Below are 22,401 nucleotides of genomic sequence, written 5' to 3'. Positions count from 1 at the left end.
CTGAGCGACGGTGCAGGGCGCCGACACCGGTAGACTGGACAGCAGACCCGCGGCGGTGCTTTCGGCCGCTTGCCCCGCGAACCCCGAGGAGACCCGTCCAACGTGGCTGCCCAGAAAAAGAACGCTCCCAAGGAGTACGGCGCCAACGCCATCACCATTCTCGAGGGGTTGGAGGCCGTGCGCAAGCGGCCGGGCATGTACATCGGCTCCACCGGTGAGCGGGGTCTGCACCACCTGATCTGGGAGGTGGTGGACAACGCGGTCGACGAGGCGATGGCCGGCTACGCCGATTCGGTGCAGGTCACCATCCTCGAAGACGGTGGCGTGCAGGTCACCGACAACGGCCGCGGCATTCCGGTCGAGATGCACGCGAGCGGGGCGCCCACCGTCGACGTCGTCATGACGCAATTGCACGCCGGCGGCAAGTTCGGCGGCGAGGACGGCGCGTACGCGGTGTCGGGCGGTCTGCACGGGGTGGGCGTGTCCGTGGTGAACGCGTTGTCGACGCGGCTCGAAGCCGACATCCGCCGCGACGGCTACGAGTGGCACCAGACCTACGACCGGTCGGTGCCGGGCACGCTCAAGCAGGGCGAGGCGACCAAGGCCACCGGTACCACCATCCGGTTCTGGGCCGATCCCGACATCTTCGAGACGACCGAATACAACTTCGAGACGGTCGCCCGCCGGCTGCAGGAGATGGCGTTCCTCAACAAGGGCCTCACCATCGAGCTCACCGACGAGCGCGTCGCGCCGGAGGAGGTCGTCGACGAGGTCGTCAGCGAGACCGCCGAGGCGCCGAAATCGGCCGAAGAGGCGGCGGCGGAGAAGGCCGCGCCGGCGCGAAACAAGGTCAAGCACCGCACCTTCCACTACCCGGACGGCCTGGTGGACTTCGTCAAGCACATCAACCGCACGAAGAACCCCATCCAGCAGAGCATCATCGCGTTCTCCGGCAAGGGCACCGGTCACGAGGTCGAGGTGGCGATGCAGTGGAACGCCGGCTACTCCGAGTCCGTCCACACCTTCGCCAACACCATCAACACCCACGAGGGCGGCACCCACGAAGAGGGCTTCCGGGCGGCCCTGACGACCATCGTCAACAAGTACGCCAAGGACAAGAAGCTGCTCAAGGAGAAAGACCCCAACCTCACCGGCGACGACATCCGCGAAGGACTGGCCGCCGTCATCTCGGTGAAGGTCAGCGAACCGCAGTTCGAGGGCCAGACGAAGACCAAGCTCGGCAACACCGAGGTGAAGTCCTTCGTCCAGAAGATCTGCAACGAGCAGCTGACGCACTGGTTCGAGGCGAACCCCGCCGAGGCCAAGACGGTGGTGAACAAGGCGGTGTCGTCGGCGCAGGCGCGGCTGGCCGCCCGCAAGGCGCGAGAGTTGGTGCGCCGCAAGAGCGCCACCGACATCGGCGGCCTGCCGGGCAAGCTGGCCGACTGCCGTTCCACCGATCCCCGTAAGTCGGAACTGTATGTGGTGGAGGGCGATTCGGCCGGCGGATCGGCCAAGAGCGGCCGCGACTCGATGTTCCAGGCGATCCTGCCGCTGCGCGGAAAGATCATCAACGTCGAGAAGGCCCGCATCGACCGGGTGCTGAAGAACACCGAGGTGCAGGCCATCATCACCGCGCTGGGTACCGGCATCCACGACGAGTTCGACCTCGCCAAGCTCCGCTACCACAAGATCGTGCTGATGGCCGACGCCGACGTCGACGGCCAGCACATCTCGACGCTGCTGTTGACGCTGCTGTTCCGCTTCATGAAACCGCTGATCGAGCACGGCCACGTCTTCCTCGCGCAGCCGCCGCTGTACAAGCTGAAATGGCAGCGCTCCGAACCGGAGTTCGCCTACTCCGACCGCGAGCGAGACGGCCTGCTCGAGGCCGGGCTCAAGGCGGGCAAGAAGATCAACAAGGACGACGGCATCCAGCGCTACAAGGGGCTCGGCGAAATGAACGCCACGGAGCTCTGGGAGACGACCATGGACCCGTCGGTGCGGGTGCTGCGGCAGGTGACGCTGGACGACGCCGCAGCGGCCGACGAACTGTTCTCGGTGTTGATGGGCGAGGACGTCGAGGCGCGCCGCAGCTTCATCACGCGCAACGCCAAAGACGTTCGCTTCCTTGACGTTTAACGATCTACCGCCGATAGCGAGGACTTCTCGATGACTGACACCACCCTGCCGCCCGGCGACGAAGCCGGCGACCGGATCGAACCGGTCGACATCCAGCAGGAGATGCAGCGCAGCTACATCGACTACGCGATGAGCGTGATCGTGGGCCGCGCCCTTCCCGAGGTGCGCGACGGCCTCAAGCCGGTGCACCGTCGCGTGCTCTATGCGATGTACGACTCCGGCTTCCGGCCCGATCGCAGCCACGCGAAATCCGCTCGCTCCGTGGCGGAGACGATGGGCAACTACCATCCGCACGGCGACGCGTCGATCTACGACACGCTGGTCCGCATGGCGCAGCCGTGGTCGCTGCGGTACCCGCTCGTCGACGGCCAGGGCAACTTCGGCTCGCCGGGCAACGATCCCCCGGCCGCGATGCGCTACACCGAAGCACGGCTCACGCCGCTCGCGATGGAGATGCTGCGTGAAATCGACGAGGAGACAGTCGATTTCATCCCGAACTACGACGGCCGGGTGCAGGAGCCGACGGTGCTGCCGAGCCGGTTCCCGAACCTGCTCGCCAACGGTTCGGGCGGTATCGCGGTCGGCATGGCGACCAACATCCCGCCGCACAACCTGCGCGAACTCGCCGACGCGGTGTACTGGTGCCTCGAGAACGTCGACGCCGACGAGGAGAGCACGCTCGCCGCGGTGATGGAGCGGGTCAAGGGACCCGACTTCCCCACGCACGGGCTGATCGTCGGTTCGCAGGGCATCGAGGACACCTACCGCACCGGCCGCGGCTCGATCCGCATGCGGGGCGTCGTGGAGGTCGAGGAGGATTCGCGCGGCCGCACCTCGCTGGTGATCACCGAGTTGCCGTACCAGGTCAACCACGACAACTTCATCACCTCGATCGCCGAGCAGGTGCGCGACGGCCGGCTCGCCGGGATCGCGAACATCGAGGACCAGTCGAGTGACCGCGAGGGCTTGCGCATCGTCGTCGAGATCAAACGCGATGCGGTGGCCAAGGTGGTGCTGAACAATCTCTACAAGCACACCCAGCTGCAGACCAGCTTCGGCGCGAACATGCTCTCGATCGTGGACGGCGTGCCGCGCACGCTGCGGCTCGACCAGCTGATCCGGCACTACACCGATCACCAGCTCGACGTCATCGTCCGCCGGACGCGCTACCGGCTCCGCAAGGCCAACGAGCGGGCCCACATCCTGCGCGGTCTGGTCAAGGCGCTCGACGCGCTCGACGAGGTCATCGCGTTGATCCGGCGGTCGGAGACGGTCGACGTGGCCCGCCAGGGCCTGATCGAGCTGCTCGAGATCGACGACATCCAGGCACAGGCGATCCTCGACATGCAGTTGCGACGCCTGGCGGCGCTGGAGCGCCAGCGGATCGTCGACGACCTGGCGAAGATCGAGGCCGAGATCGCCGACCTGGAGGACATCCTCGCCAAGCCGGAGCGGCAGCGGGCGATCGTCCGCGACGAGTTGAAGGAGATCGTCGACAAGCACGGCGACGACCGCCGCACCCGCATCATCCCGGCCGACGGGGACGTCAGTGACGAAGACCTCATCGCGCGTGAGGACGTCGTCGTCACCATCACCGAGACCGGTTACGCCAAGCGGACCAAGACCGACCTGTACCGCAGCCAGAAGCGTGGCGGCAAAGGCGTGCAGGGCGCCGGGCTCAAGGCCGACGACATCGTCAACCACTTCTTCGTCTGCTCGACCCACGACTGGATCCTGTTCTTCACCACCCAGGGGCGGGTGTACCGCGCGAAGGCCTACGAGCTGCCCGAGGCCCAACGCACCGCGCGTGGCCAGCACGTGGCGAACCTGCTGGCGTTCCAGCCCAACGAGCGCATCGCCCAGGTGATCCAGATCAAGAGCTACGAGGACGCGCCGTACCTGGTGCTCGCCACCCGCAACGGGTTGGTGAAGAAGTCGCGGCTGACCGACTTCGATTCGAACCGGTCCGGCGGCATCGTGGCGATCAACCTGCGCGACGGCGACGAGCTGGTGGGTGCGGTGCTGTGCTCGTCCGACGACGATCTGCTGCTGGTGTCCGCGAAGGGCCAGTCGATCCGGTTCGCGGCGACCGACGAAGCACTGCGGCCGATGGGCCGGGCCACGTCCGGTGTGCAAGGCATGCGGTTCAACACCGACGACCGATTGCTCTCGCTGAACGTGGTGCGGGAAGGCACCTATCTGCTGGTGGCGACGTCCGGTGGCTACGCCAAGCGGACGGCGATCGAGGAGTACACCCCGCAGAACCGCGGCGGCAAGGGAATCCTGACGATCCAGTACGACCGCCGGCGTGGCACGCTGGTCGGCGCGCTGATCGTGGACAACGACACCGAGCTGTACGCGATCACGTCGGGCGGCGGTGTGATCCGCACCGCGGCCCGGCAGGTGCGCAAGGCCGGCCGCCAGACCAAGGGCGTGCGGTTGATGAACCTGGGCGAGGGCGACACACTCATTGCCATTGCCCGCAACGCCGAGGAAGCTGACAGCACGGACGAGGTCAACACCAGCCTCGACGGACCGCAGCAGTGAGGAGCCGTAGGTGAGCTCACCGAAGGACCCGGGCTACCCCGGCGGTAGCGACGGACCCCTCAACGGCAGCGCCCGTGAGCCTCGTCCCGCCGCCGGACCGGCCGTCGGCGACCCCGGTGACGGGCCGCCGTGGCAGGGCCGGGGTACGGCGCGACCGCCGCAGCGGCCGCCGGGCCCCGATTCGGGCGGCGTCGAGGCGCGGGTGAACCGGTTCGTCTCGGGCGGCTCGAGCCCCGTGCAGAGCGGCCGGGCGGTCGAGGCCGAACCGCGCCCCGAGGCCTACCGCAGCGAATTGCCCGACCTCTCCGGACCGGCACCGCGGGCGACCGCGTCCCGCAAGCCGCCGGCCGAGCGGAACGACAACCCACCGCCGCGGCCGAGCCCGTCGCCGACACGCGCCGCGGTGGCCGGCAGGTCGTCGCGCGGCCCGGTGCGCGCGAGCATGCAGGTGCGGCGCGTCGACCCGTGGAGCGTGCTCAAGGTGTCGCTGATCCTGAGCGTCGCGCTGTTCTTCGTCTGGATGATCGCGGTGGCGTTCCTGTACCTCGTGCTCGGTGGTATGGGCGTCTGGAGCAAGCTCAACAGCAACGTCGGTGACCTGCTGACGCAGACCAACGACACCGAGCTGGTCTCGAGCGGATCCATCTTCGGCGGCGCGGCGGTCATCGGGCTGGTCAACATCGTGCTGCTGTCGGCGATGGCCACCGTCGGGGCCTTCATCTACAACCTGACGACCGATCTGGTGGGCGGCGTGGAGATCACGCTGGCAGACCGCGACTAGCGTTTTGGGTCGCGCGGCGTCGGTGCGGTAATCTCGTCCGGTCGTTTCCGGGCCTATAGCTCAGGCGGTTAGAGCGCTTCGCTGATAACGAAGAGGTCGGAGGTTCGAGTCCTCCTAGGCCCACCACGTCGAGGGGTGCGTCCGTGAAACTGCTCATGCTGGTCGCTGCGGCCGTAGCCGCTGCCGCGGTGATCCGCCGCCGCCACGGCGACGAAGTGTGGCACACCGCGGCCGAACCCGATCGGCACGAGGGGCCTTAGCTCAGTTGGTAGAGCGCTGCCTTTGCAAGGCAGATGTCAGGAGTTCGAATCTCCTAGGCTCCACTCGCTTTTCACGGTCGCGCTTCGACGTCCACGCTCGGCGGCCGCGGCGACGGCTCGGGCCGCGACGACTGCCGGATCACCGCGAACGCCGCCGCTCCGCCGGCCACTGCGGCCGCGACGCCTCCGACGATCCACAGCCGGCGCCGCCGGTGCTGCTGCCGGCGGTCGGGAAACACCGCCGGCAGTGCCGCCAGCTTCTCCTGCGCGGTGGCGGCGAGCCGGCCCGACCGGTAGCGCGTGCGCGCGGTCGAGGCGGCGGACGTGACGCCGCGCGCGGTCAGCCCCACCGCTGCGCGCGCGATGTCGACCGGACCCGTCGCCGTGTGGTGCAGCCCGCGCCGCAGCCGCTGCCGGGAGGTCAGTGCCGGTGCCTTGATCGTCGTCGCCACGTCCCACACCCTGCCATGCGGTGGCGCTGCCGTGGGGTGAACGACGCGGCGCGAGCACGTGGCAGACTGGCTTCTCGTGACGAGTCCCATTGCGACCGCGACGGCCACGCTGCACACCAATCGCGGCGACATCCAGATTGCGCTCTTCGGAAATCACGCCCCCAAGACCGTCAAGAACTTCATCGGCCTGGCGGACGGCACCAAGAAGTACGAGGGCAAGAACGCCTCCGGTGAGTCGTCGGGCCCGTACTACAACGGCGTCGTCTTCCACCGCGTGATCGAGGGCTTCATGATCCAGGGCGGCGACCCGACCGGCACCGGCGCGGGCGGTCCGGGCTATGAGTTCGACGACGAGTTCCACGGCGAGCTGCAGTTCGACCGGCCGTACCTGCTCGCCATGGCCAACCGCGGCCCCGGCACCAACGGCTCGCAGTTCTTCATCACCGTCGGCCCAGCGCCGCACCTGAACCGGCGCCACACCATCTTCGGTGAGGTCGTCGACCCGGCCTCCCAACAGGTCGTCGACGCGATCGCGTCCACGGCCACCGACGCGCGCGACCGCCCCACGGAGCCGGTCGTCATCGAGTCGATCACCATCTCCTAGCTCGCCGACCGCGGGCGTGCGCTGCGGTACGCGCGCTGCGGCGTGTCGGCGTACCGACACGCACGCTCGCGGGACAGCTGCCTGGCACCGGGACAGGGGTGGGGTCAGCGGCGGCCGGGCGCGTAGCCGGCCTCGGTCAGCGCATCGAGCACGTCGAGCGGGTCGGTGCCCAGATCCCATCGGCTGAGCACGATCAGCCGGTCATTAATGGTGTCGATCTCCAGCAGCCGCACCTTGCGGCCGATGCGGCGGAACTCGGTGATGCGGATGAGCGAGATGTCGTCGCGACGCAGGAGCTGGGTGCGCAACCACCCGCGGATGGTGAGACCGGCTTCGGAGATTGCCAGCTTCGGGCGGGCGCGCAGCGAGAATCCCGCAAAGACCAGCAGCCCCGCTGCGGCAATGCTGGCGAGAAGCCGCCCGGGAGCGTCTGTGACGAGGGTCACAGCGGCGACAGCCATCATGACACCGCCGACGGCGAACGCCGCGACGGCCCCGGTGCTCGGTTGCCACGAAGTTTGCTGCATACGAAAATTACCCGCGCTGACCGCTGGTTTCGCCGCTATCCACAGGTGCTATGCACAATGGGGATGAACTACACGCGTGTGATTGGGCATCCGGCACACCGCGGCGCTGGTAAAGCTCCCCGACGTCGGCCACGAGCGATTCGGTGTTCCGGCTGGTCACCGCCACCGCATCGTGAGCAACAGCCCGGTGATCATGAAGGCAAACGCGATGGCGTAGTTCCACGCCTGCAGGTTGGCCATCCAGACGAGGAAACCGGGCGCATCCAGCGGGTTGGTGGCGGCCAGCTGGTAGACGAGCAGCCAGAAGAGACCGATCAGCATGAGCCCGAGGAACAAGGCCACGAACCAGGTGCTCGACGGCCCGGCCTTCACCTTCACCGGCGTGCGGCTGACCGGCTTGACCGAGAAGTCGTTCTTCTTGCGGACCTTGGACTTGGGCATGGCAACCTTCGGGCAGCTGTTCGGGTGTCGTCGGCCGGGCGGATCGCTCCTGGCTGGCCACTGAGAAGATTAACGTAGGCCGCATGACGGCCGGTCCGCGCGCAGCGTGGCGGACGGCGGTGCCCGTCGTCTGCCTGCTCGCCGGCATGCTGCTGGCCGCCACCCACGGCGTCGCCGACGGCAACGAGATCCGCCGCAGCGACGCCCCCCGACTGGTGGACCTGGTGCGAGAGGCGCGCGACGCCAACGACCGGCTGGCCGCCCAGCGCGAGGCGCTCACCGCCGAGGTGGAGGCCGCGCGGCAGGCGACCGCCGAGGACGAGCGGCTGGCCCCGCTGAAGTCGCGGATCGACGCGCTGGTCTTGGACGCGGGCCTGACGCCGGTGCGGGGTCCGGGCCTGGTCGTCACGCTGAACGACGCGCAGCGCGACGCTGAGGGCCGGTTTCCGCGCGACGCCTCCCCCGACGACCTGGTGGTGCACCAGCAGGACCTCGAGGCCGTGCTCAACGCGCTGTGGTCCGGGGGCGCGGAGGCCGTGCAGATCCAGGACCAGCGGGTGGTGGCGAGCACGGTGGCGCGGTGCGTCGGCAACACCCTGCTGTTGAACGGCCGCACCTACAGCCCGCCCTACACCGTGACGGCGATCGGCGATGTCGCCGGCATGCAGGCAGCGCTGGCGGCGGCGCCGTTGGTCACCCTGTACAAGCAGTACGTGGTGCGCTTCGGGTTGGGCTACACCGAGGAGACGCGCACCGACGTCCAGCTTCCCGGCTACACCGAGCCGGTCGCGGTGCGCCATGCCGCACCGCTGACGGCGCCCGCCGGCCGGTAACCTGGCAGGCGTGCGCGTCCTCGTCGTCGACAATTACGACAGCTTCGTCTTCAACCTGGTGCAGTACCTGGGCCAGCTCGGGGTCGAGGCCACCGTCTGGCGCAACGATGACGAGCGACTGCGCGACACCGCGGCGATCGCCGCCGAGTTCGACGGTGTGCTGCTCAGTCCCGGCCCGGGTACTCCGGAGCGGGCCGGCGCGTCGGTTCCGCTCGTACATGCCTGCGCCGACGCGAGCACTCCCCTGCTCGGTGTGTGCCTGGGCCACCAGGCGATCGGCGTCGCGTTCGGCGGCACGGTGGACCGCGCTCCGGAACTGCTGCACGGCAAGACCAGCGTGGTGTACCACACGAACGCGTCTGTGCTGCACGGACTTCCGGACCCGTTCACCGCGACCCGGTACCACTCGCTGACGATCCTGCCGCAGACCATGCCCGCCGAACTCGAAGTCACCGCCCGCACCGACAGCGGTGTGGTGATGGGTGTGCGGCACGTGACGCTGCCCATCCACGGTGTGCAGTTCCACCCCGAATCCATCCTCACCGAGGGCGGCCACCGCATGCTCGCCAACTGGCTGGCCGAATGCGGCGAAGCGCCGAGCGAGGCGCTGGTGGCGGAGCTGGAGGCGTCGGTCGCGCAGACGGTGCGGGCGGCGACCGCGGGGGCCGCGTCCGGCTAGCGACGCGCCCGCTTTACAGCCTTCGCGCGTCAGGCGCCGAATCGCAGGGTGATGTCGCCGCTGAAGTTGACCTTGGCGCCCGCCGGGGGGCTCTGCGAGACCACGCGATTGCGCTGCTGATCGCCGCCGCCGGTGACGTCGGGACCCTTGACCAGCACGCCGGTCCAGCCCTTGCTCCGCAGCAGCGGCTCGGCGTCCAGCCACACCATCCCGGTGAGGTCGGGCATCGAGAACTGGTTGCCCTTCGACACCCGCAGCTCGATCACCTGGTCGAGCGGAATCGTCGCGCCGGGTGCCGGATTGGTGCCGACGACTTCCCCGGCCGGCGCCACGTCGTCGACCGGCACCTGGTTGAACTTCGTGAACCCGTACACCGCGAGATTCTGCTGAGCGAGGTCGACGGTCTGGCCGGCGACGTCGGGAAGCTGCGCGGTGGCCGGCCCGGAGCCGACGTAGACCGTGATCTCGTTGGTGATGGCCGCCGTCTGGTTGGCCGGCGGGCTGGTGCGCACGACGCGACCGCGCTGTTCCGGCGACGACACCTCCGAGGCCTCGCGGAACCGCGTGAACCCGGCGTCACGCAAGCGGGTGACGGCGTCCTCGTAGCTCAGCGCCGACACGTCCGGCAGCTCGCGCTGCTCCGGCCCGGTCGAGATGTTGAGCGTGATCTCCTCACCGGCGCTGACGGTTTCGTTGCCACCGGGCTCGGTGTCGATGACGTGATCGGGCGGGACGTTGGAGTCCGGCTGCTGCTGGGTGCGGGTCTTGAAGCCGCGGTTCTGCAACGCCGCGATGGCGTCCGCGCTGACCTGTCCGGCGACGTCGGGCACCTGTACGTCGCGCGGCTCGTCGCCCACCATGTTGATGACGACGGCGGTCACCACCGTCAGCACCGCGAGCACCGCGACCGCGATGAGCCAGCGGCCTATCGAGCCGCCCGAGCGCCGGTGTGAGCCGTCGGGCTGCTGGCGCGGGATCCGCTCGGTGTGCGCGCCCGGTGGCGGGGGAGGTGCCGGCGGGTTGTTGAGCAGCGACGTGCGCTCGGCGTCGGTCAACACCTTCGGCGCGTCCGGCTGCTCGCCGTTGTGCACGCGGACCAGGTCGGTGCGCATCTCGGCGGCGCTCTGGTAGCGGTTGTCGGGATTCTTGGCCAGCGCCTTGAGGACGACGGCGTCGAGTTCGGGGGAGATCCCGGCGTGGCGGCGCGACGGGGGCGTCGGGTCTTCCCGCACGTGCTGGTAGGCAACCGCGACGGGCGAGTCGCCGACGAACGGCGGCTCGCCGGTGAGGATCTCGTAGAGCACGCAGCCCAGCGAGTAGACGTCGCTGCGGGCGTCGACCGGTTCGCCGCGCGCCTGCTCCGGCGACAGGTACTGCGCGGTGCCGATCACCGCGGCGGTCTGGGTGACGCTGTTCCCGCCGTCCGCCAGCGCGCGGGCGATGCCGAAGTCCATCACCTTCACCGCGCCGGTGTGGCTGATCATGATGTTCGCGGGCTTGACGTCTCGGTGGATGATGCCGTGCTGATGGCTGAAGTTCAGCGCCTGGCAGGCGTCGGCGATGATCTCGAGCGCCTTGCGGGGCGGGATGGGGCCGTCGTTGTGGACGATGTCGCGCAGCGTGACGCCGTCGACGTACTCCATGACGATGTAGGGGAGCGGCCCGGCCGGCGTCTCCGCTTCGCCGGTGTCGTACACCGCGACGATTGCGGGGTGGTTCAGCGCGGCAGCGTTCTGCGCCTCGCGGCGGAACCGCAGATAGAAGCTCGGATCGCGGGCGAGGTCGGCACGCAGCACCTTCACCGCGACGTCGCGGTGCAGGCGGACGTCGCGGGCCAGGTGGACCTCGGACATGCCACCGAAGCCGAGAACTTCTCCCAGCTCGTAGCGGTCCGACAGGTGCTGTGGCGTTGTCATCGGCAGGTCTCGTGACGTACGTCGGGGAAGGTGGGCAGCGTTACCGCGGTCAGGATCAGCTCGTGGGGGGGCGTTTGCGCGATGTCCCCACCTTGGCCGACGAACCCGTCGTCCGTCCAACTCGACGGCGCGACGGGCGCCGGCTGGCCGGACGGCTCTTCGGTGAGCGTCTCGGTCACCGGCGGCGGCGGGGTCTGATTGCGGTCCTGGTTGACGCGGTCCTCGAACCGCAGGAACAGCAGCACCGCGATGACGATCGCCAGCGCACCGAGCACGCCGGCCGACCACAGCAGCGCCCGCTGCCCGGACGTGAAGGTGCGGCGCGGAGCCGGCGGTGGCCGGTGACCGCCCGTCGCGGGCCGGGCGCGCGTGCCGGTGGCCGGCGCAGACCGGCCGGTGACGTCGACGGCCGCGCGCGCCTGGGTGCTCGACGGGATCGCCGCCGGCGCCGCACGGTTGATGGTGGGCGCCTGGTTCGGCCGCGGTGGCCGGCGCCCGGACCGGACGGCGGCGACCGCGTCGGCGAATGCCCCGCCGCTGCGGTAGCGGGCGCTCGGGTTCTTGACGAGCGTGATCTCGATCAGCTCGCGGACGTTGGGCGGCAGATCCGCGGGCAGCGGCGCCGGCTGCTCCTTGATGTGCTTCATCGCGACCGTCAGCGCGCCGTCGCCGGTGAACGGCCGCTTGCCCGAAACCGCCTCGTACCCAACTACTCCCAGCGAGTACACGTCGCTGGCGGCGGTGGCGTCGTGGCCGAGCGCCTGCTCGGGCGCGATGTACTGCGCGGTGCCCATGACCATGCCGGTCTGGGTGACGGGCGCGGCGTCGACGGCCTTGGCGATGCCGAAGTCGGTGAGCTTCACCTGGCCGGTGGGCGTGATGAGGATGTTGCCGGGTTTGACGTCGCGGTGCACCAGGCCGGCGGTGTGGGCGACCTGCAGTGCGCGGCCGGTCTGCTCGAGCATGTCGAGCGCATGCCGCAGCGACAGCCGGCCGGTGCGCTTAAGCACCGAGTTCAGCGGCTCGCCGTTGATGAGCTCCATGACGAGGTAGGCGGTGCGGCCCTCGCCGTCCATGTCGGTTTCGCCGTAGTCGTAGACGCTCGCGATACCGGGATGATTGAGCATCGCGACGGTGCGGGCCTCGGCGCGGAACCGCTCGACGAACTCGGGGTCGTCGGAGAATTCGGCCTTGAGCACCTTCACGGCCACCCGCCGGCCCAGTCGGCTGTCGACCGCTTCCCACACCTGCCCCATGCCGCCGGTGGCGATCAGCCGCTGCAGCCGGTACCGGCCCGACAGCGTGACGCCGACGCGGGGGCTCATCTCTCGGCTCCGTCGCTCACGAGCGCTCCCGCAGCGCGGCGGCGATGACGGCCCGTCCGATGGGAGCCGCGACGGCGCCGCCGGTGGCGTTGAGCCGGTCTCCGCCGTTCTCCACGAGCACGGCGATGGCGACCTTCGGTGCCTGCGCCGGCGCGAACGCGATGTACCAGGCGTGCGGGGGAGTGTTGCGGGGGTCAGTTCCGTGCTCGGCCGTGCCCGTCTTGGAGGCGATCTGCACGCCGGAGATGGCTCCTCTCTGCTGCGTGCCCTGTTCGGCGCCGATCATCAACTCCGTGAGCTTACTGGCCACGTCCGGCGAGACGGCACGGCGCAGCTGTTTCGGGGCGGTGGTCGACAGGATGGACAGGTCCGGGCCGCGCACGCTCTCCACCAGATACGGCGCCATGACCACCCCGTCGTTGGCGACGGCGGCGGCGACCATCGCGTTCTGCAGCGGCGTGAGCGCGACGTCCTTCTGGCCGATGCTCGAGATGCCCAACGCGGCCGCGTCGGGGATGGGGCCGACGGTGGATTCGGCGACCTGCAGCGGGATCGGCGCCGGCGAGGTGTCGAGGCCGAACGCCTCGGCCGTCTGGCGCAGCGCGTCGCTGCCGGTCTGCAGGCCGAGCTGGACGAACGCGGTGTTGCAGGAGCGGGCGAACGCCTCGCGCAGCGACACGGTGGGGCCGCCGCCGCAGGGGTTGTTGCCGAAGTTGGCGAGCGTGGCGGTGCTGTCCGGGAGCTGGATGCTGGGCTGCGACGTGAGCTGCGTGCGCTCGTCGACGCCGGACTGCAGCGCGGCCGCCGTGGTGATGACCTTGAACGTCGAACCCGGCGGATAGGTCTCCGACACGGCGCGGTTGAGCAGCGGGTTGTCCGGGTCGTCGCGCAGCCGCTCCCACGCTTGCGCCTGGTCCTCGGTGTCGTGCGACGCCAACAGGTTCGGGTCGTAGGACGGCGCGGAGACCAGCGCGAGGATCTTGCCGGTGTCGGGCTCGAGCGCGACGACGGCGCCCTTGCAGGGCCCGCCGCTGCACCCGGTCGACAGCGCGGTCCACGCCGCCTCCTGCACCGGCGGGCTGATGGTGGTGGCGACGTTGCCGCCGCGCGGGTCGCGACCGGTGAAGAAGTCGGCGAGCCGCTGGCCGAACAGCCGCTCGTCGGATCCGTTCAGGACGGTGTCCTCGGCCCGCTCCAGCCCGGAGCTGGAGTAGCGCAGCGAGTAGAAGCCGGTGACGGGGGCGTACACCTGCGGCTCGGGGTAGATCCGCAGGAACCGGAAGCGCCCGTCGGTGGCATCGGAGTAGGCCATCAGCTCCGCGCCGGCCGAGATCTGGCCGCGCTGCCGCGAGTACTCGTCGAGGAGCACCCGCTGGTTGCGCGGATCGGACCGCAGCCCGTCGGCGGTGATGACCTGGGTGAGCGTCGCGTTGGCCAGCAGCAACACGATGAGCGCCATCACGGCGAGCGACACACGGCGCAGCGAGGTGTTCATACCCGCTCGATCACCTCCGTGCCGGCCGCCGCGATCGAGGTGCGCGGTGAGACCGGTTTGGTGTCGAGCGGTTGGCGGGCGGCATGGGAGATCCGCACCAGGATCGCCAGCAGCACGTAGTTGGCGAGCAGCGAGGAGCCGCCGTAGGACAGCCACGGCGTCGTCAGCCCCGTCAGCGGGATGAGCTTGGTGACACCGCCGACGACGATGAACAGCTGGATCGCCAGCGTGCACGCCAGCCCCGCGGCCAGCAGTTTGCCGAAGCTGTCGCGCACCGCGATCGACGTGCGCAGCCCGCGGACGATGACGATCGTGTAGAGCATCAGCACGCCGGCGAAGCCGACCAGACCGAGCTCCTCGCCGACCGCTGCGATGATGAAGTCGGTGGAGGCCGCCGGAACCGTGCCGGGCTGGCCGTTGCCGAGCCCGGTGCCGAAGATGCCGCCGGTGGCGAAGCTGAACAGCGACTGCACCATCTGGTAGCCGGCGCCGTCGGGGTCGGCGAACGGGTCCAGCCAGGTCTGCACCCGCAGCTGTACGTGGTCGAAGATGCGGTATGCCGCAACGCTTCCCGCGGCGAAGAGCGTCAACCCGAGCACCACCCAGCTGATCCGCTCGGTGGCGATGTAGAGCAGCACCAGAAAGGACGCGTACAGCAGCAGCGAGGTGCCGAGGTCCTTCTCGAACACCATCACGCCGACCGAGATGATCCAGCCGGCGAGCAGCGGCGCGAGATCGCGCGGGCGCGGCAGCGTGGCGCCCAGCACGTGCTTGCCGGCACTGGTGAACAGGTCGCGCTTGTCGACCAGCACGGCGGCGAAGAACACCAGCAGCAGGATCTTCGAGAACTCCGCCGGCTGAATGCTGAAGAACGGCAACTCGATCCAGATCTTGGCGCCGTTCTGCTCCGAGACCGACGAGGGCAGCACCGCCGGGATGGCCAGCAGCACGAGGCCGGTGAGCCCGCACACGTAGCCGTAGCGCGCCAGCACCCGGTGATCGCGGAGCAGCACGACGACGACCACGAACGCGACGACGCCGAGCAGCGTCCAGAGCATCTGCTGGGTGGCGCTGGGACCGCTCGACACGCCGGGGGTCAGCTCCGCCTCCGGAAGGTCGAGCCGGTGGATCATGACCAGGCCGAGACCGTTCAGCAGGGCGACCACCGGCAGCAGCAGCGGGTCGGCGTAGGGCGCGAAGCGGCGGATCGCCAGGTGCGCCACCCCGAACAGCCCGAGGTAGCCGAAGGTGTACAGCAGGAGGTCCGGACCGAGCCCCTGCTCCTGGTTCACCTCGACGATCAGCAGCGCCACGGTCGTGATCACCGCCGCATAGCCGAGCAGCAGCAATTCGGCGTTGCGGCGGTTGGGCAGCGGCGGCGTGACCGTCACCGGGGACTGCGGCTGCGTCGTCATGACGCCGCCCGGCAGTTCGTCCCCGGTTCCGGTGGCGGCGGCGACAACGTGGTCGGTCCAGGCGCGGGCCCGGTGGGCGTCGGCCCGGGTGGTGCCGACGGCGACGGCGACGGCGACGGCGCCGTTGATGGCGCCGGTGACGATGGTGCCGGGGGCCGACTGGTGGGCGACGATGCCGGGGGAGGCGCCGACGTCGTGCGGGTGACAGGCCGCGCCGGGCAGATCGGTAGGACGGAAGACGTTGCCAGCGCGTCGATCTGGCTGATCGCCTCGTCGAGTGACCCGCCGGGCAGTCCCGCGTTGACCTGCGCCCGCTCGGGCGGCCGTAGGTCGTCGACCCCGAGCGGCTGGCAGTCGCCGTCGTCCTCGGTGCCCGGGGTCACCAGCGAGAGCTGGTTGCGGTTGTTGAGGCAGCCGGTGAGGTGCGGTTCGGACAGCGGAAAGCCGAGGATCGAGCCCTGCACGCCGCGCATGATCGACACCGTGCCGTTGTTGGCGACCACGTAGTAGTTGGTGCGAATGATCCAGCGCGCCAGCGCGAGCCCGGCGAGCACCAGCAGCAGGACGACCGCGAGCGCCATGAAGATCCGCCGCCGCGAACGCGACTTCTTCGGTGGCGGTTCGGGTTCCGCCGCCCGCTTGGGCGCCTCCGGGCGGGGTCGCAGTGCCGACGCGCGACCGGCCGCGGTGTTGGGGGTGGCCACCTCACCGTCGTCACCGGACACGGCCCCGGCGAGGATGGGGCGGGTCTGGCCGTAGTCGTAGTCGACCACATCGGCGACCACCACCGTCACGTTGTCGGGTCCGCCGCCGCGCAACGCCAATTCGATGAGACGGTCGGCGCTTTCGCTGACGTCCTCGATGCGCAGCGCCTCGGCAATGGTCTCGTGGCTGACCGGATCCGAGAGCCCGTCGGAGCACAGCAGATAGCGGTCGCCGACGCGCGCCTCACGCATGATGAGCGTCGGCTCGACTTCGTGGCCGGTCAGCGCCCGCATGATCAGCGACCGCTGCGGATGGCTGTGCGCCTCTTCGGCGGTGATGCGGCCCTCGTCGACGAGGGTCTGGACGAAGGTGTCGTCCTTGGTGATCTGCGTGAGCTCGCCGTCACGCATCAAATAGCCCCGGGAGTCTCCGATGTGCACCAGGCCGAGGCGGTTACCGGCGAACAGGATCGCGGTGAGCGTAGTGCCCATGCCGTCGAGTTCGGGATCCATCTCGACCTGTGCGGCAATGGCCTCGTTGCCTTCGCGTACCGCCTCCTCGAGCTTGCGGAGCAGGTCGCCACCGGGCTCGTCGTCGTCGAGGTGGGCCAGCGCCGCGATGACCAGTTGCGACGCCACCTCACCGGCCGCGTGCCCACCCATGCCGTCGGCCAACGCCAGCAGCCGGGCGCCGGCATACACCGAATCCTCGTTGTTGGCACGGACGAGCCCGCGGTCGCTACGCGCGGCGTAGCGCAGGACGAGAGTCACGTCGCTCCTCGCGTGCGCGCCGTCATCTCGCTCCTCGCGTGCGCGGCGTCATCTCGCTCCTCGCGTGCGCGGCGTCACGGGCGCAGCTCGATGACCGTCTTGCCGATTCGTACCGGCGTGCCAATCGGAACCCGTACCGCCGTCGTCACCTTCGCCCTGTCGAGATATGTGCCGTTGGTCGATCCTAGGTCTTCGACGTACCAGTCGGAGCCGCGAGGAGACAGCCGCGCGTGGCGCGTCGAGGCGTAGTCGTCGGTGAGCACGAGCGTCGAATCGTCGGCGCGGCCGATGAGCACCGGCTGGCTGGACAGCGTGATCCGGGTGCCGGCGAGCGCGCCCTCGGTGACGACGAGGTGGCGCGCGATGCGCCTGTTACGGGACGGCAGCAGCGTGCCGCGCAGCGGAAGACCGCGCCGCACCATGACCGCACCGGTGGGCGCATAGAGGTCGGTCCGCAGAATCCGCAACACCGACCAGATGAAAAGCCACAGCAGGAGAAGGAAACCGACGCGCGACAGCTGCAGCACCAAACCCTGCATCCGGCGTCCCTTTCCGTCCCACGGTCATGCCGTCGCCACATCGAGGCCACTCGGCAACGTCACGATACTTGGACGACAGTCGAAACGAGGGTGAAGCCCGCAGCTTCACCCCCGCCCCGACCTCAATGGACGCGGACGATGATCTCCGAATGGCCCAGTCGGATGACGTCGCCATCGGCCAGCTGCCACTCCTGCACCGGGGCGTTGTTCACGGTGGTGCCGTTGGTGGAGTTCAGGTCCGTCAGCAAGGCGACCTGGCCGTCCCAGCGGATCTCCAGGTGGCGGCGTGACACACCGGTGTCGGGCAGCCGGAACTGCGCATCCTGGCCGCGGCCGATGATGTTCGCGCCCTCGCGCAGCTGGTAGGTGCGGCCGCTGCCGTCGTCGAGCTGCAGCGTCACCGAGCTCGCCGCGCCGTAGCCGCCGCCGGCGGGCTGGTCGTAACCGCCATAGCCGCCCTGGCCGTAGTCGTATCCGCCGCCCTGCTCGTAGCCGCCGCCCGGCTGGTCGTAACGGCCGTAGTCGGGCTGCGCGTAGTCCTGGCGTCCGTAGGACTGCGGCTGGTAGCTCGGCTGCTCGTAGTCGCCGTAGCCGCCGCCGGGGCGGCCGTAGCCACCCTGGTCGGGATAGCCGCCACCGGCCGGCTCCTCGTGGCGTCCCGGCGCGGCGGGTGCGCGGCCGTAGTCGTAGTCGCCGTAGCCGCCCGGCGGACCGGCGGGCTGCCCGTAGCCGCCGCCGGGGCCCTGCTGCGGATAGCCCTGGTCATAGCCGCCGCCGGGGGGTTGGCCGTAACCGGCCGGCGGGCGCGGCTCGTAGGGCGGCGGGGCCGGGGCGTAGCCGCCCTGATCCGGGTAGCCGCCCCGGTCGTAACCACCGCGCGGCGGGTAGTTCGGCTCAGCGGGCGGCGGCGGGTAGCCGCCCTGATCCGGGTAGGGCGCGCGCGGATCCGGGCCGGCGCCGCGGGGATCGTCCTGCGGGCGGCCGTAGCGGTCGTCGTAGTAGTCGTCTGCTGGCCGCCCCTGTCCCTGGCCGGCGCGGTAACTGGGGTTGTCGGTCATGCGTACTACTCCTGGTTCTGCGTTGTGCGCGTGGTCTGGATGGCGGGGTGTGGGTCGGGGAGGCGTGGCGTCCGGATTGACCACACCGCGCGCCCGAAACTGGCCGGTATGAAGGCCGGCCGACTGCTCGAACCTGACAACCACATCACCATACGTTTGCCAACCTTGCTCCCGAATGTATCCGTTCAGGTGCTTGGCGAACGTATCCGGCGTGATGTCCGGATCGGCTGTCACCTTGCGGTGGTCGGTGGGGCCGAGCGTGATGACGTACTCGTTCGGCGCAAGCCGACGTCCGCCACCCACCGTGCGGACACCGTCGTCGGCCTCACGTTGTAGCGCCGACTCGACTTCCTGCGGAACGATGGTGCCGCCGAACATGCGGGCAGCGGCGTCACCGACGGAGGCCTCGAGCTTGCGTTCGATCCGCTTGACGAAGCTCATTCTCACCGCCTGCCCTTGCTCGTCGTCACCGCCTGCGATGTTGCCGGTGTGTCCTACTGTGCAAATTGTTCACTGCATGGTATCGGCCAACGGCCCTCCAGCGGCACCATGAGAACTCTGAGAATCACGACGCCGCAGGTCAGGGCTCATCCGGTCGGCGTTGGGCACCGGTGACGGGCCCGTCGGACGGCCTCGTAGCGAGTTGGTTTCGGTGCCCGCCGCCGTGTTACAGTCCATCGTCGTCCGGGCGAGTGGCGGAATGGCAGACGCGCTGGCTTCAGGTGCCAGTGTCCTTCGGGACGTGGGGGTTCAAGTCCCCCTTCGCCCACAGCGAGCGGTTCCTTCGAATCGCTGCACAGAGGTCACGAATCAGAAATGGTTCGTGACCTTTATGTATTGAATGGGTGGCACCCCGTTCGGTGGGACTCGCAGTGGGCGGGGACCGACGTCCGCGGATCCCTTGAAACGACTGCCTTCAGAGCGGCAACAGGGAACGTGTCCGAGGCCGGCGCTGCATGCGTCTCGTTTCGCAGGTCGAAGAATTCGCAGGTCGAAGAACCTGTCCGGGCAGGTGCCTGTCGACCTCGCCCTCCCTCTCGGCCTGGAGCCGCTGGCCTTCCGGTGACCGCCGGAACTGGTCCATGTCATCGAAGATCCTCTGCAGCGTCTCCCATGACCGCCACCGCCGGTCGCCCGGTTCACTGTCCGTGTCGGGCATCAGCGGGTCACCTCATGCGGCGGGTCGAGTACGGCGCGGGCGTCTTTGATCAACAGCAGCAGGTGCAGCGGGTCGGTCGGTGAGGGCTCGAAGTCGAAGTGGGCGTAGAACTCCCGTGCCTGCTCGTGCAGGGCGTGCACCAGCAGTGCCCGCACGCCGATGATCTCCGCGGCTGCCACTGCACGGGTGATCGCATCGCGCAGTAGCGCAGCACCCAGGCCCTGGCCCTGCTCCTTGCGGTCGATCGCCAGCCGCGCCAACAGGATCACCGGCACCGGATCGGGCATGTTGCGCCGCACCCGTCCCGGTGTGCCGGCGCGCTCCACCGCCGCTGACGCCAACGCGTAGAACCCGACCACGCGGCCGTCGCGGCACGTCACGAAACACCGGGAGGCGCCCTCGACGTGGTTGGCCAGGGCTCGTCCCCGCAGGTACTCGTCCAGGCTGGGCTCGCCGCTGTCGAACTCGGCGACCACATCGTGCTCGCCGATCGGCCGCGGCGCGCTGTAACCGCTCACTCGTCGAAGATGGAGGGCTCCGCGAACAGCTTCTCCAGCCGCGGCTTGTGCGACACCGGGCGGTCCAGTACCGACAAGAACTCCGACCAGGCCGGGGCGTCGAGCATGAACAGCCGGCGATCGGCGAGCACGTCGCGGGCATGAGCCAGCGTCGCGGTCACCGTGAAGTTGGTCAGATCGGTTCCCTCCACTTCGGCGGCACGACGAATCAGCGCGTCCTGCTCAGCAGTCAGGCGCACCGCGAACCGCTCCGTCTTCCTAGCCATGCCCTCCATTGTGGGCCGATCAGGCACACAATGCAACGCGGTGTTGACCACGCCTCTGAACAGCGACGATGCGCGTCGCACACAGCCCACCCCGCACCAACCACCTCCACCACCCCGAAGAACTCCTCACAGCCACCGACGACGAGGGCTGCCGAGATGGCCCCGAAGCCGGCGAAATCTGAGCGTTTCCTGAGCGTGACGCGCTTGAGTCCGTCGCAACCCGGGTACAGGACCGATGGAGCGAAAGGAACCGCGATGGTGCTCGAAGGCGCAGGTACGAAGCGCATGGCGATCTGTTCGGCGTGTGGATATCCGACGCTCGGCACGCACATCTGCGCGGTCTGCGCACCGATGATGGAGGACGCAGAGCTGGTTTCGGGCAACCTCGAGCCCGCTGCCTGACGATCCGGCCCGTCCTCTCCCCGATAACATCGCTGCATGCCGTTGACCAACGGCGAGCTGTTCGCCGGCTATCGGATCGTGCGGCTGCTCGGCTCTGGCGGCATGGGCGAGGTGTATCTCGCCCGCCATCCGCGATTGCCCCGCCACGACGCGTTGAAGGTCCTGCCGCCGCAGCTATCCGCTGATCCCGACTACCGCGCCCGGTTCAGCCGCGAGGCCGACATGGCCGCGATGCTCTTCCATCCGCACATCGTCGGCGTCCACGACCGCGGCGAGTTCAACGGTCAGCTGTGGATCTCGATGGATTACATCGACGGCACCGACGCGGGCCAGTTGGCGCACGCCAGCCCCGGCGGCATGCCGCTCGACGACGTCTTGGAGATCGTGTCCGCGGTCGCCGACGCGCTGGACTACGCCCACGACACCGGCCTGCTGCACCGCGACGTCAAACCCGGCAACATCCTCATCACGCAGCAGCGCCGGCGGGTGCTGCTCGCCGACTTCGGCATCGCCCGGCCCCTCGACGGCACCCGTGACCTGACGCGAACCAACATGGCGGTCGGCACCGTCACCTACGCCGCCCCGGAACAGCTGGCCGGCCGGCGGATGGATGGCCGGGCCGACCAATACGCGCTGGCCGTCACCACCTATCACCTGCTCACCGGCGCACCGCCCTACGACGACCCCAACGCCGTCGTCGTCGCGACGAAGCACACGACGGCGCCCGTGCCGCGGCTGAGCGCGCGCCGGCCGGACCTCGCCGCGCTCGACCAGGTGTTCGCCACCGCGATGGCGAAGGATCCGGCGGGCCGCTTCCGGCGGTGCGAGGACTTCGCGCGGGCGCTGGCGCGGCCACCCGCGCAGAAGCCGCCGACCGCGGTGCTGCCGACCCCGCCGGTCCATCAGCAGCCGACCTACCAGCCGCCGCCCCACCAGCCGCCGACGCACCGGCCAACGGTCCGCCCGACGCACCAGCCGCCTACGCACCAGCCACCGACGCACCAGCCGTCGGCGCGGTGGCCGATCATCGTCGGCGCGGCGATTGCCCTGCTGCTGATCGTCGCGGTGCTGCTGACGCATCCGTGGCGGCAATCGTCGGGGGCGAACACCTCAGTGGCAACGCCTTCCACATCGGCCTCGGCCTCGGCTTCGCAGTCGGCATCGGGCTTCGACGCGATGCGCGAGCTCGTCACCGCGTACTACGCCGACCTGCCGGACCGCCCGGACGAGGCCTGGCAGCGGCTCGACCCCGGATATCAGCAGCAGACCGGCGAGCAGAACTACCGCGAATTCTGGGCGACGATCCAGGCTGTCGAGCTGGATTCGGTCACGCCGCGGGATGCCACCAGCGTGGTGGCGCAACTGACCTACGTGCTGCGTAACGGCTCCCGGCAATCCGAGAAACGCTGGCTCAGCACGGCGCAGGTGAACGGGACGCTGAAGATCACCGGATCCGCGCGGATCGGTCCGGCGTAGCCGCCGCCGTACCGGCAGTGGCGCGTCGCCCGGCACCGTCACGTTGATCGCGGCGACCCTGGCGTTCATGCTTGGCGGACTGGCCGCGTCG

19 protein-coding genes, 3 tRNA genes and 1 pseudogene are annotated in these 22,401 nt (G+C 69.5%); 11 read left to right on the top strand and 12 right to left on the bottom strand.

Annotation, left to right across the window (positions count from 1 at the left end; genetic code table 11):
* Positions 1–102: 102 nt before the first annotated feature.
* From gyrB to LV457_RS12390, 5 genes are all read left to right on the top strand, one after another.
* Entirely contained in the window at positions 103–2,142 is a 2,040-nt protein-coding gene (gyrB, locus tag LV457_RS12410) for a DNA topoisomerase (ATP-hydrolyzing) subunit B (RefSeq protein ID WP_232171464.1), read from the top strand.
* A 30-nt stretch (positions 2,143–2,172) separates the two neighbouring features.
* On the top strand, positions 2,173–4,689 hold the full coding sequence (gyrA, locus tag LV457_RS12405; protein WP_232171463.1) for a DNA gyrase subunit A: 2,517 nt from the start codon (positions 2,173–2,175) through the stop codon (positions 4,687–4,689).
* A 10-nt stretch (positions 4,690–4,699) separates the two neighbouring features.
* On the top strand, positions 4,700–5,470 hold the full coding sequence (locus tag LV457_RS12400) for a DUF3566 domain-containing protein (protein ID WP_232171462.1): 771 nt from the start codon (positions 4,700–4,702) through the stop codon (positions 5,468–5,470).
* A 49-nt stretch (positions 5,471–5,519) separates the two neighbouring features.
* Positions 5,520–5,596 (top strand) — tRNA-Ile (locus tag LV457_RS12395).
* 124 nt (positions 5,597–5,720) lie between these two features.
* A tRNA-Ala gene (locus tag LV457_RS12390) sits at positions 5,721–5,793 on the top strand.
* A gap of 8 nt (positions 5,794–5,801) precedes the next feature.
* Here LV457_RS12390 and cwsA read toward each other — a convergent pair.
* Positions 5,802–6,182, bottom strand: coding sequence for a cell wall synthesis protein CwsA (cwsA, locus tag LV457_RS12385; protein WP_232171461.1), 381 nt, complete (start codon positions 6,180–6,182; stop codon positions 5,802–5,804).
* A 76-nt stretch (positions 6,183–6,258) separates the two neighbouring features.
* Here cwsA and LV457_RS12380 point away from each other — a divergent pair, with 76 nt between their 5' ends.
* A complete protein-coding gene (locus tag LV457_RS12380; protein ID WP_308192191.1) occupies positions 6,259–6,786 on the top strand; it encodes a peptidylprolyl isomerase in 528 nt (175 codons plus the stop codon).
* A 104-nt stretch (positions 6,787–6,890) separates the two neighbouring features.
* Here the strand turns inward: LV457_RS12380 and LV457_RS12375 are convergent, their stop codons facing one another.
* The gene (locus LV457_RS12375) at positions 6,891–7,313 is read right to left on the bottom strand and encodes a PH domain-containing protein (protein ID WP_232171459.1); all 423 of its coding nucleotides are present in this window, start codon (positions 7,311–7,313) and stop codon (positions 6,891–6,893) included.
* 156 nt (positions 7,314–7,469) lie between these two features.
* Positions 7,470–7,754, bottom strand: coding sequence for a cell division protein CrgA (gene crgA / locus LV457_RS12370; protein ID WP_232171458.1), 285 nt, complete (start codon positions 7,752–7,754; stop codon positions 7,470–7,472).
* A gap of 83 nt (positions 7,755–7,837) precedes the next feature.
* Between crgA and LV457_RS12365 the strand changes: the two genes are divergently transcribed.
* A complete protein-coding gene (locus LV457_RS12365; protein WP_232171457.1) occupies positions 7,838–8,587 on the top strand; it encodes a DUF881 domain-containing protein in 750 nt (249 codons plus the stop codon).
* A gap of 10 nt (positions 8,588–8,597) precedes the next feature.
* Positions 8,598–9,266, top strand: coding sequence for an aminodeoxychorismate/anthranilate synthase component II (locus LV457_RS12360; protein WP_232171456.1), 669 nt, complete (start codon positions 8,598–8,600; stop codon positions 9,264–9,266).
* 29 nt (positions 9,267–9,295) lie between these two features.
* Here LV457_RS12360 and pknB read toward each other — a convergent pair whose 3' ends face one another.
* The 7 genes from pknB to LV457_RS12325 all read right to left on the bottom strand — a co-directional run bounded on the left by pknB (position 9,296) and on the right by LV457_RS12325 (position 18,930).
* Positions 9,296–11,182: a Stk1 family PASTA domain-containing Ser/Thr kinase gene (pknB, locus tag LV457_RS12355; protein ID WP_232171455.1), complete on the bottom strand. Its 1,887-nt coding sequence runs from the start codon at positions 11,180–11,182 to the stop codon at positions 9,296–9,298.
* A complete protein-coding gene (locus tag LV457_RS12350) occupies positions 11,179–12,507 on the bottom strand; it encodes a protein kinase (protein WP_232171454.1) in 1,329 nt (442 codons plus the stop codon). The genes pknB and LV457_RS12350 overlap by 4 nt, the downstream gene beginning before the upstream one ends.
* 16 nt (positions 12,508–12,523) lie before the next feature.
* Entirely contained in the window at positions 12,524–14,002 is a 1,479-nt protein-coding gene (gene pbpA / locus LV457_RS12345) for a D,D-transpeptidase PbpA (RefSeq protein ID WP_232171453.1), read from the bottom strand.
* Positions 13,999–15,417 carry an FtsW/RodA/SpoVE family cell cycle protein gene (locus LV457_RS12340; RefSeq protein ID WP_232171452.1) on the bottom strand — a complete coding sequence of 473 codons (1,419 nt, stop codon included), beginning with the start codon at positions 15,415–15,417 and terminating at the stop codon, positions 13,999–14,001. The genes pbpA and LV457_RS12340 overlap by 4 nt, the downstream gene beginning before the upstream one ends.
* Positions 15,414–16,892, bottom strand: a complete 1,479-nt coding sequence (locus tag LV457_RS12335) for a PP2C family serine/threonine-protein phosphatase (RefSeq protein ID WP_232171451.1) — start codon at positions 16,890–16,892, stop codon at positions 15,414–15,416. Before LV457_RS12335 ends, LV457_RS12340 begins: the two co-directional genes overlap by 4 nt.
* Before the next feature lie 74 nt (positions 16,893–16,966).
* The gene (locus LV457_RS12330; protein WP_232171450.1) at positions 16,967–17,431 is read right to left on the bottom strand and encodes an FHA domain-containing protein; all 465 of its coding nucleotides are present in this window, start codon (positions 17,429–17,431) and stop codon (positions 16,967–16,969) included.
* Positions 17,432–17,553: 122 nt separating this feature from the next.
* The gene (locus LV457_RS12325; RefSeq protein ID WP_232171449.1) at positions 17,554–18,930 is read right to left on the bottom strand and encodes a DUF3662 and FHA domain-containing protein; all 1,377 of its coding nucleotides are present in this window, start codon (positions 18,928–18,930) and stop codon (positions 17,554–17,556) included.
* Between the two features lie 245 nt (positions 18,931–19,175).
* Between LV457_RS12325 and LV457_RS12320 the strand changes: the two genes are divergently transcribed.
* Positions 19,176–19,258, top strand: a tRNA-Leu gene (locus tag LV457_RS12320).
* Between the two features lie 389 nt (positions 19,259–19,647).
* Here the strand turns inward: LV457_RS12320 and LV457_RS12315 are convergent.
* On the bottom strand, positions 19,648–20,166 hold the full coding sequence (locus tag LV457_RS12315) for a GNAT family N-acetyltransferase (RefSeq protein WP_232171448.1): 519 nt from the start codon (positions 20,164–20,166) through the stop codon (positions 19,648–19,650).
* A pseudogene (locus tag LV457_RS12310) lies at positions 20,163–20,471 on the bottom strand (DUF1778 domain-containing protein); the annotation flags it as partial. The pseudogene LV457_RS12310 and the gene LV457_RS12315, both read right to left, overlap by 4 nt.
* Before the next feature lie 216 nt (positions 20,472–20,687).
* Here LV457_RS12310 and LV457_RS12305 point away from each other — a divergent pair.
* Both LV457_RS12305 and LV457_RS20130 read left to right on the top strand, forming a co-directional pair.
* Positions 20,688–20,834, top strand: a complete 147-nt coding sequence (locus tag LV457_RS12305; RefSeq protein WP_232171447.1) for a hypothetical protein — start codon at positions 20,688–20,690, stop codon at positions 20,832–20,834.
* A gap of 36 nt (positions 20,835–20,870) precedes the next feature.
* Entirely contained in the window at positions 20,871–22,310 is a 1,440-nt protein-coding gene (locus LV457_RS20130) for a serine/threonine-protein kinase (RefSeq protein WP_305071244.1), read from the top strand.
* The last annotated feature ends 91 nt before the right edge of the window (positions 22,311–22,401 follow it).

Source organism: Mycobacterium sp. MYCO198283 (genome assembly GCF_021213805.1).
In the GTDB taxonomy this organism is placed as follows: Bacteria; Actinomycetota; Actinomycetes; order Mycobacteriales; family Mycobacteriaceae; genus Mycobacterium.
This window is presented reverse-complemented; position numbering and strand designations above follow the sequence as displayed.

What these genes read in the sequence shown, in the direction of transcription:
- LV457_RS12340 (WP_232171452.1), bottom strand. Translation starts at nt 15,417, where the DNA reads ATGACGACGCAGCCGCAGTCCCCGGTGACGGTCACGCCGCCGCTGCCC.
- pbpA (WP_232171453.1), bottom strand. Translation starts at nt 14,002, where the DNA reads ATGAACACCTCGCTGCGCCGTGTGTCGCTCGCCGTGATGGCGCTCATC.
- gyrA (WP_232171463.1), top strand. Translation starts at nt 2,173, where the DNA reads ATGACTGACACCACCCTGCCGCCCGGCGACGAAGCCGGCGACCGGATC.
- LV457_RS12375 (WP_232171459.1), bottom strand. Translation starts at nt 7,313, where the DNA reads ATGCAGCAAACTTCGTGGCAACCGAGCACCGGGGCCGTCGCGGCGTTC.
- LV457_RS20130 (WP_305071244.1), top strand. Translation starts at nt 20,871, where the DNA reads ATGCCGTTGACCAACGGCGAGCTGTTCGCCGGCTATCGGATCGTGCGG.
- LV457_RS12325 (WP_232171449.1), bottom strand. Translation starts at nt 18,930, where the DNA reads ATGAGCTTCGTCAAGCGGATCGAACGCAAGCTCGAGGCCTCCGTCGGT.
- LV457_RS12365 (WP_232171457.1), top strand. Translation starts at nt 7,838, where the DNA reads ATGACGGCCGGTCCGCGCGCAGCGTGGCGGACGGCGGTGCCCGTCGTC.
- LV457_RS12305 (WP_232171447.1), top strand. Translation starts at nt 20,688, where the DNA reads ATGGTGCTCGAAGGCGCAGGTACGAAGCGCATGGCGATCTGTTCGGCG.
- crgA (WP_232171458.1), bottom strand. Translation starts at nt 7,754, where the DNA reads ATGCCCAAGTCCAAGGTCCGCAAGAAGAACGACTTCTCGGTCAAGCCG.
- pknB (WP_232171455.1), bottom strand. Translation starts at nt 11,182, where the DNA reads ATGACAACGCCACAGCACCTGTCGGACCGCTACGAGCTGGGAGAAGTT.
- LV457_RS12350 (WP_232171454.1), bottom strand. Translation starts at nt 12,507, where the DNA reads ATGAGCCCCCGCGTCGGCGTCACGCTGTCGGGCCGGTACCGGCTGCAG.
- LV457_RS12330 (WP_232171450.1), bottom strand. Translation starts at nt 17,431, where the DNA reads ATGCAGGGTTTGGTGCTGCAGCTGTCGCGCGTCGGTTTCCTTCTCCTG.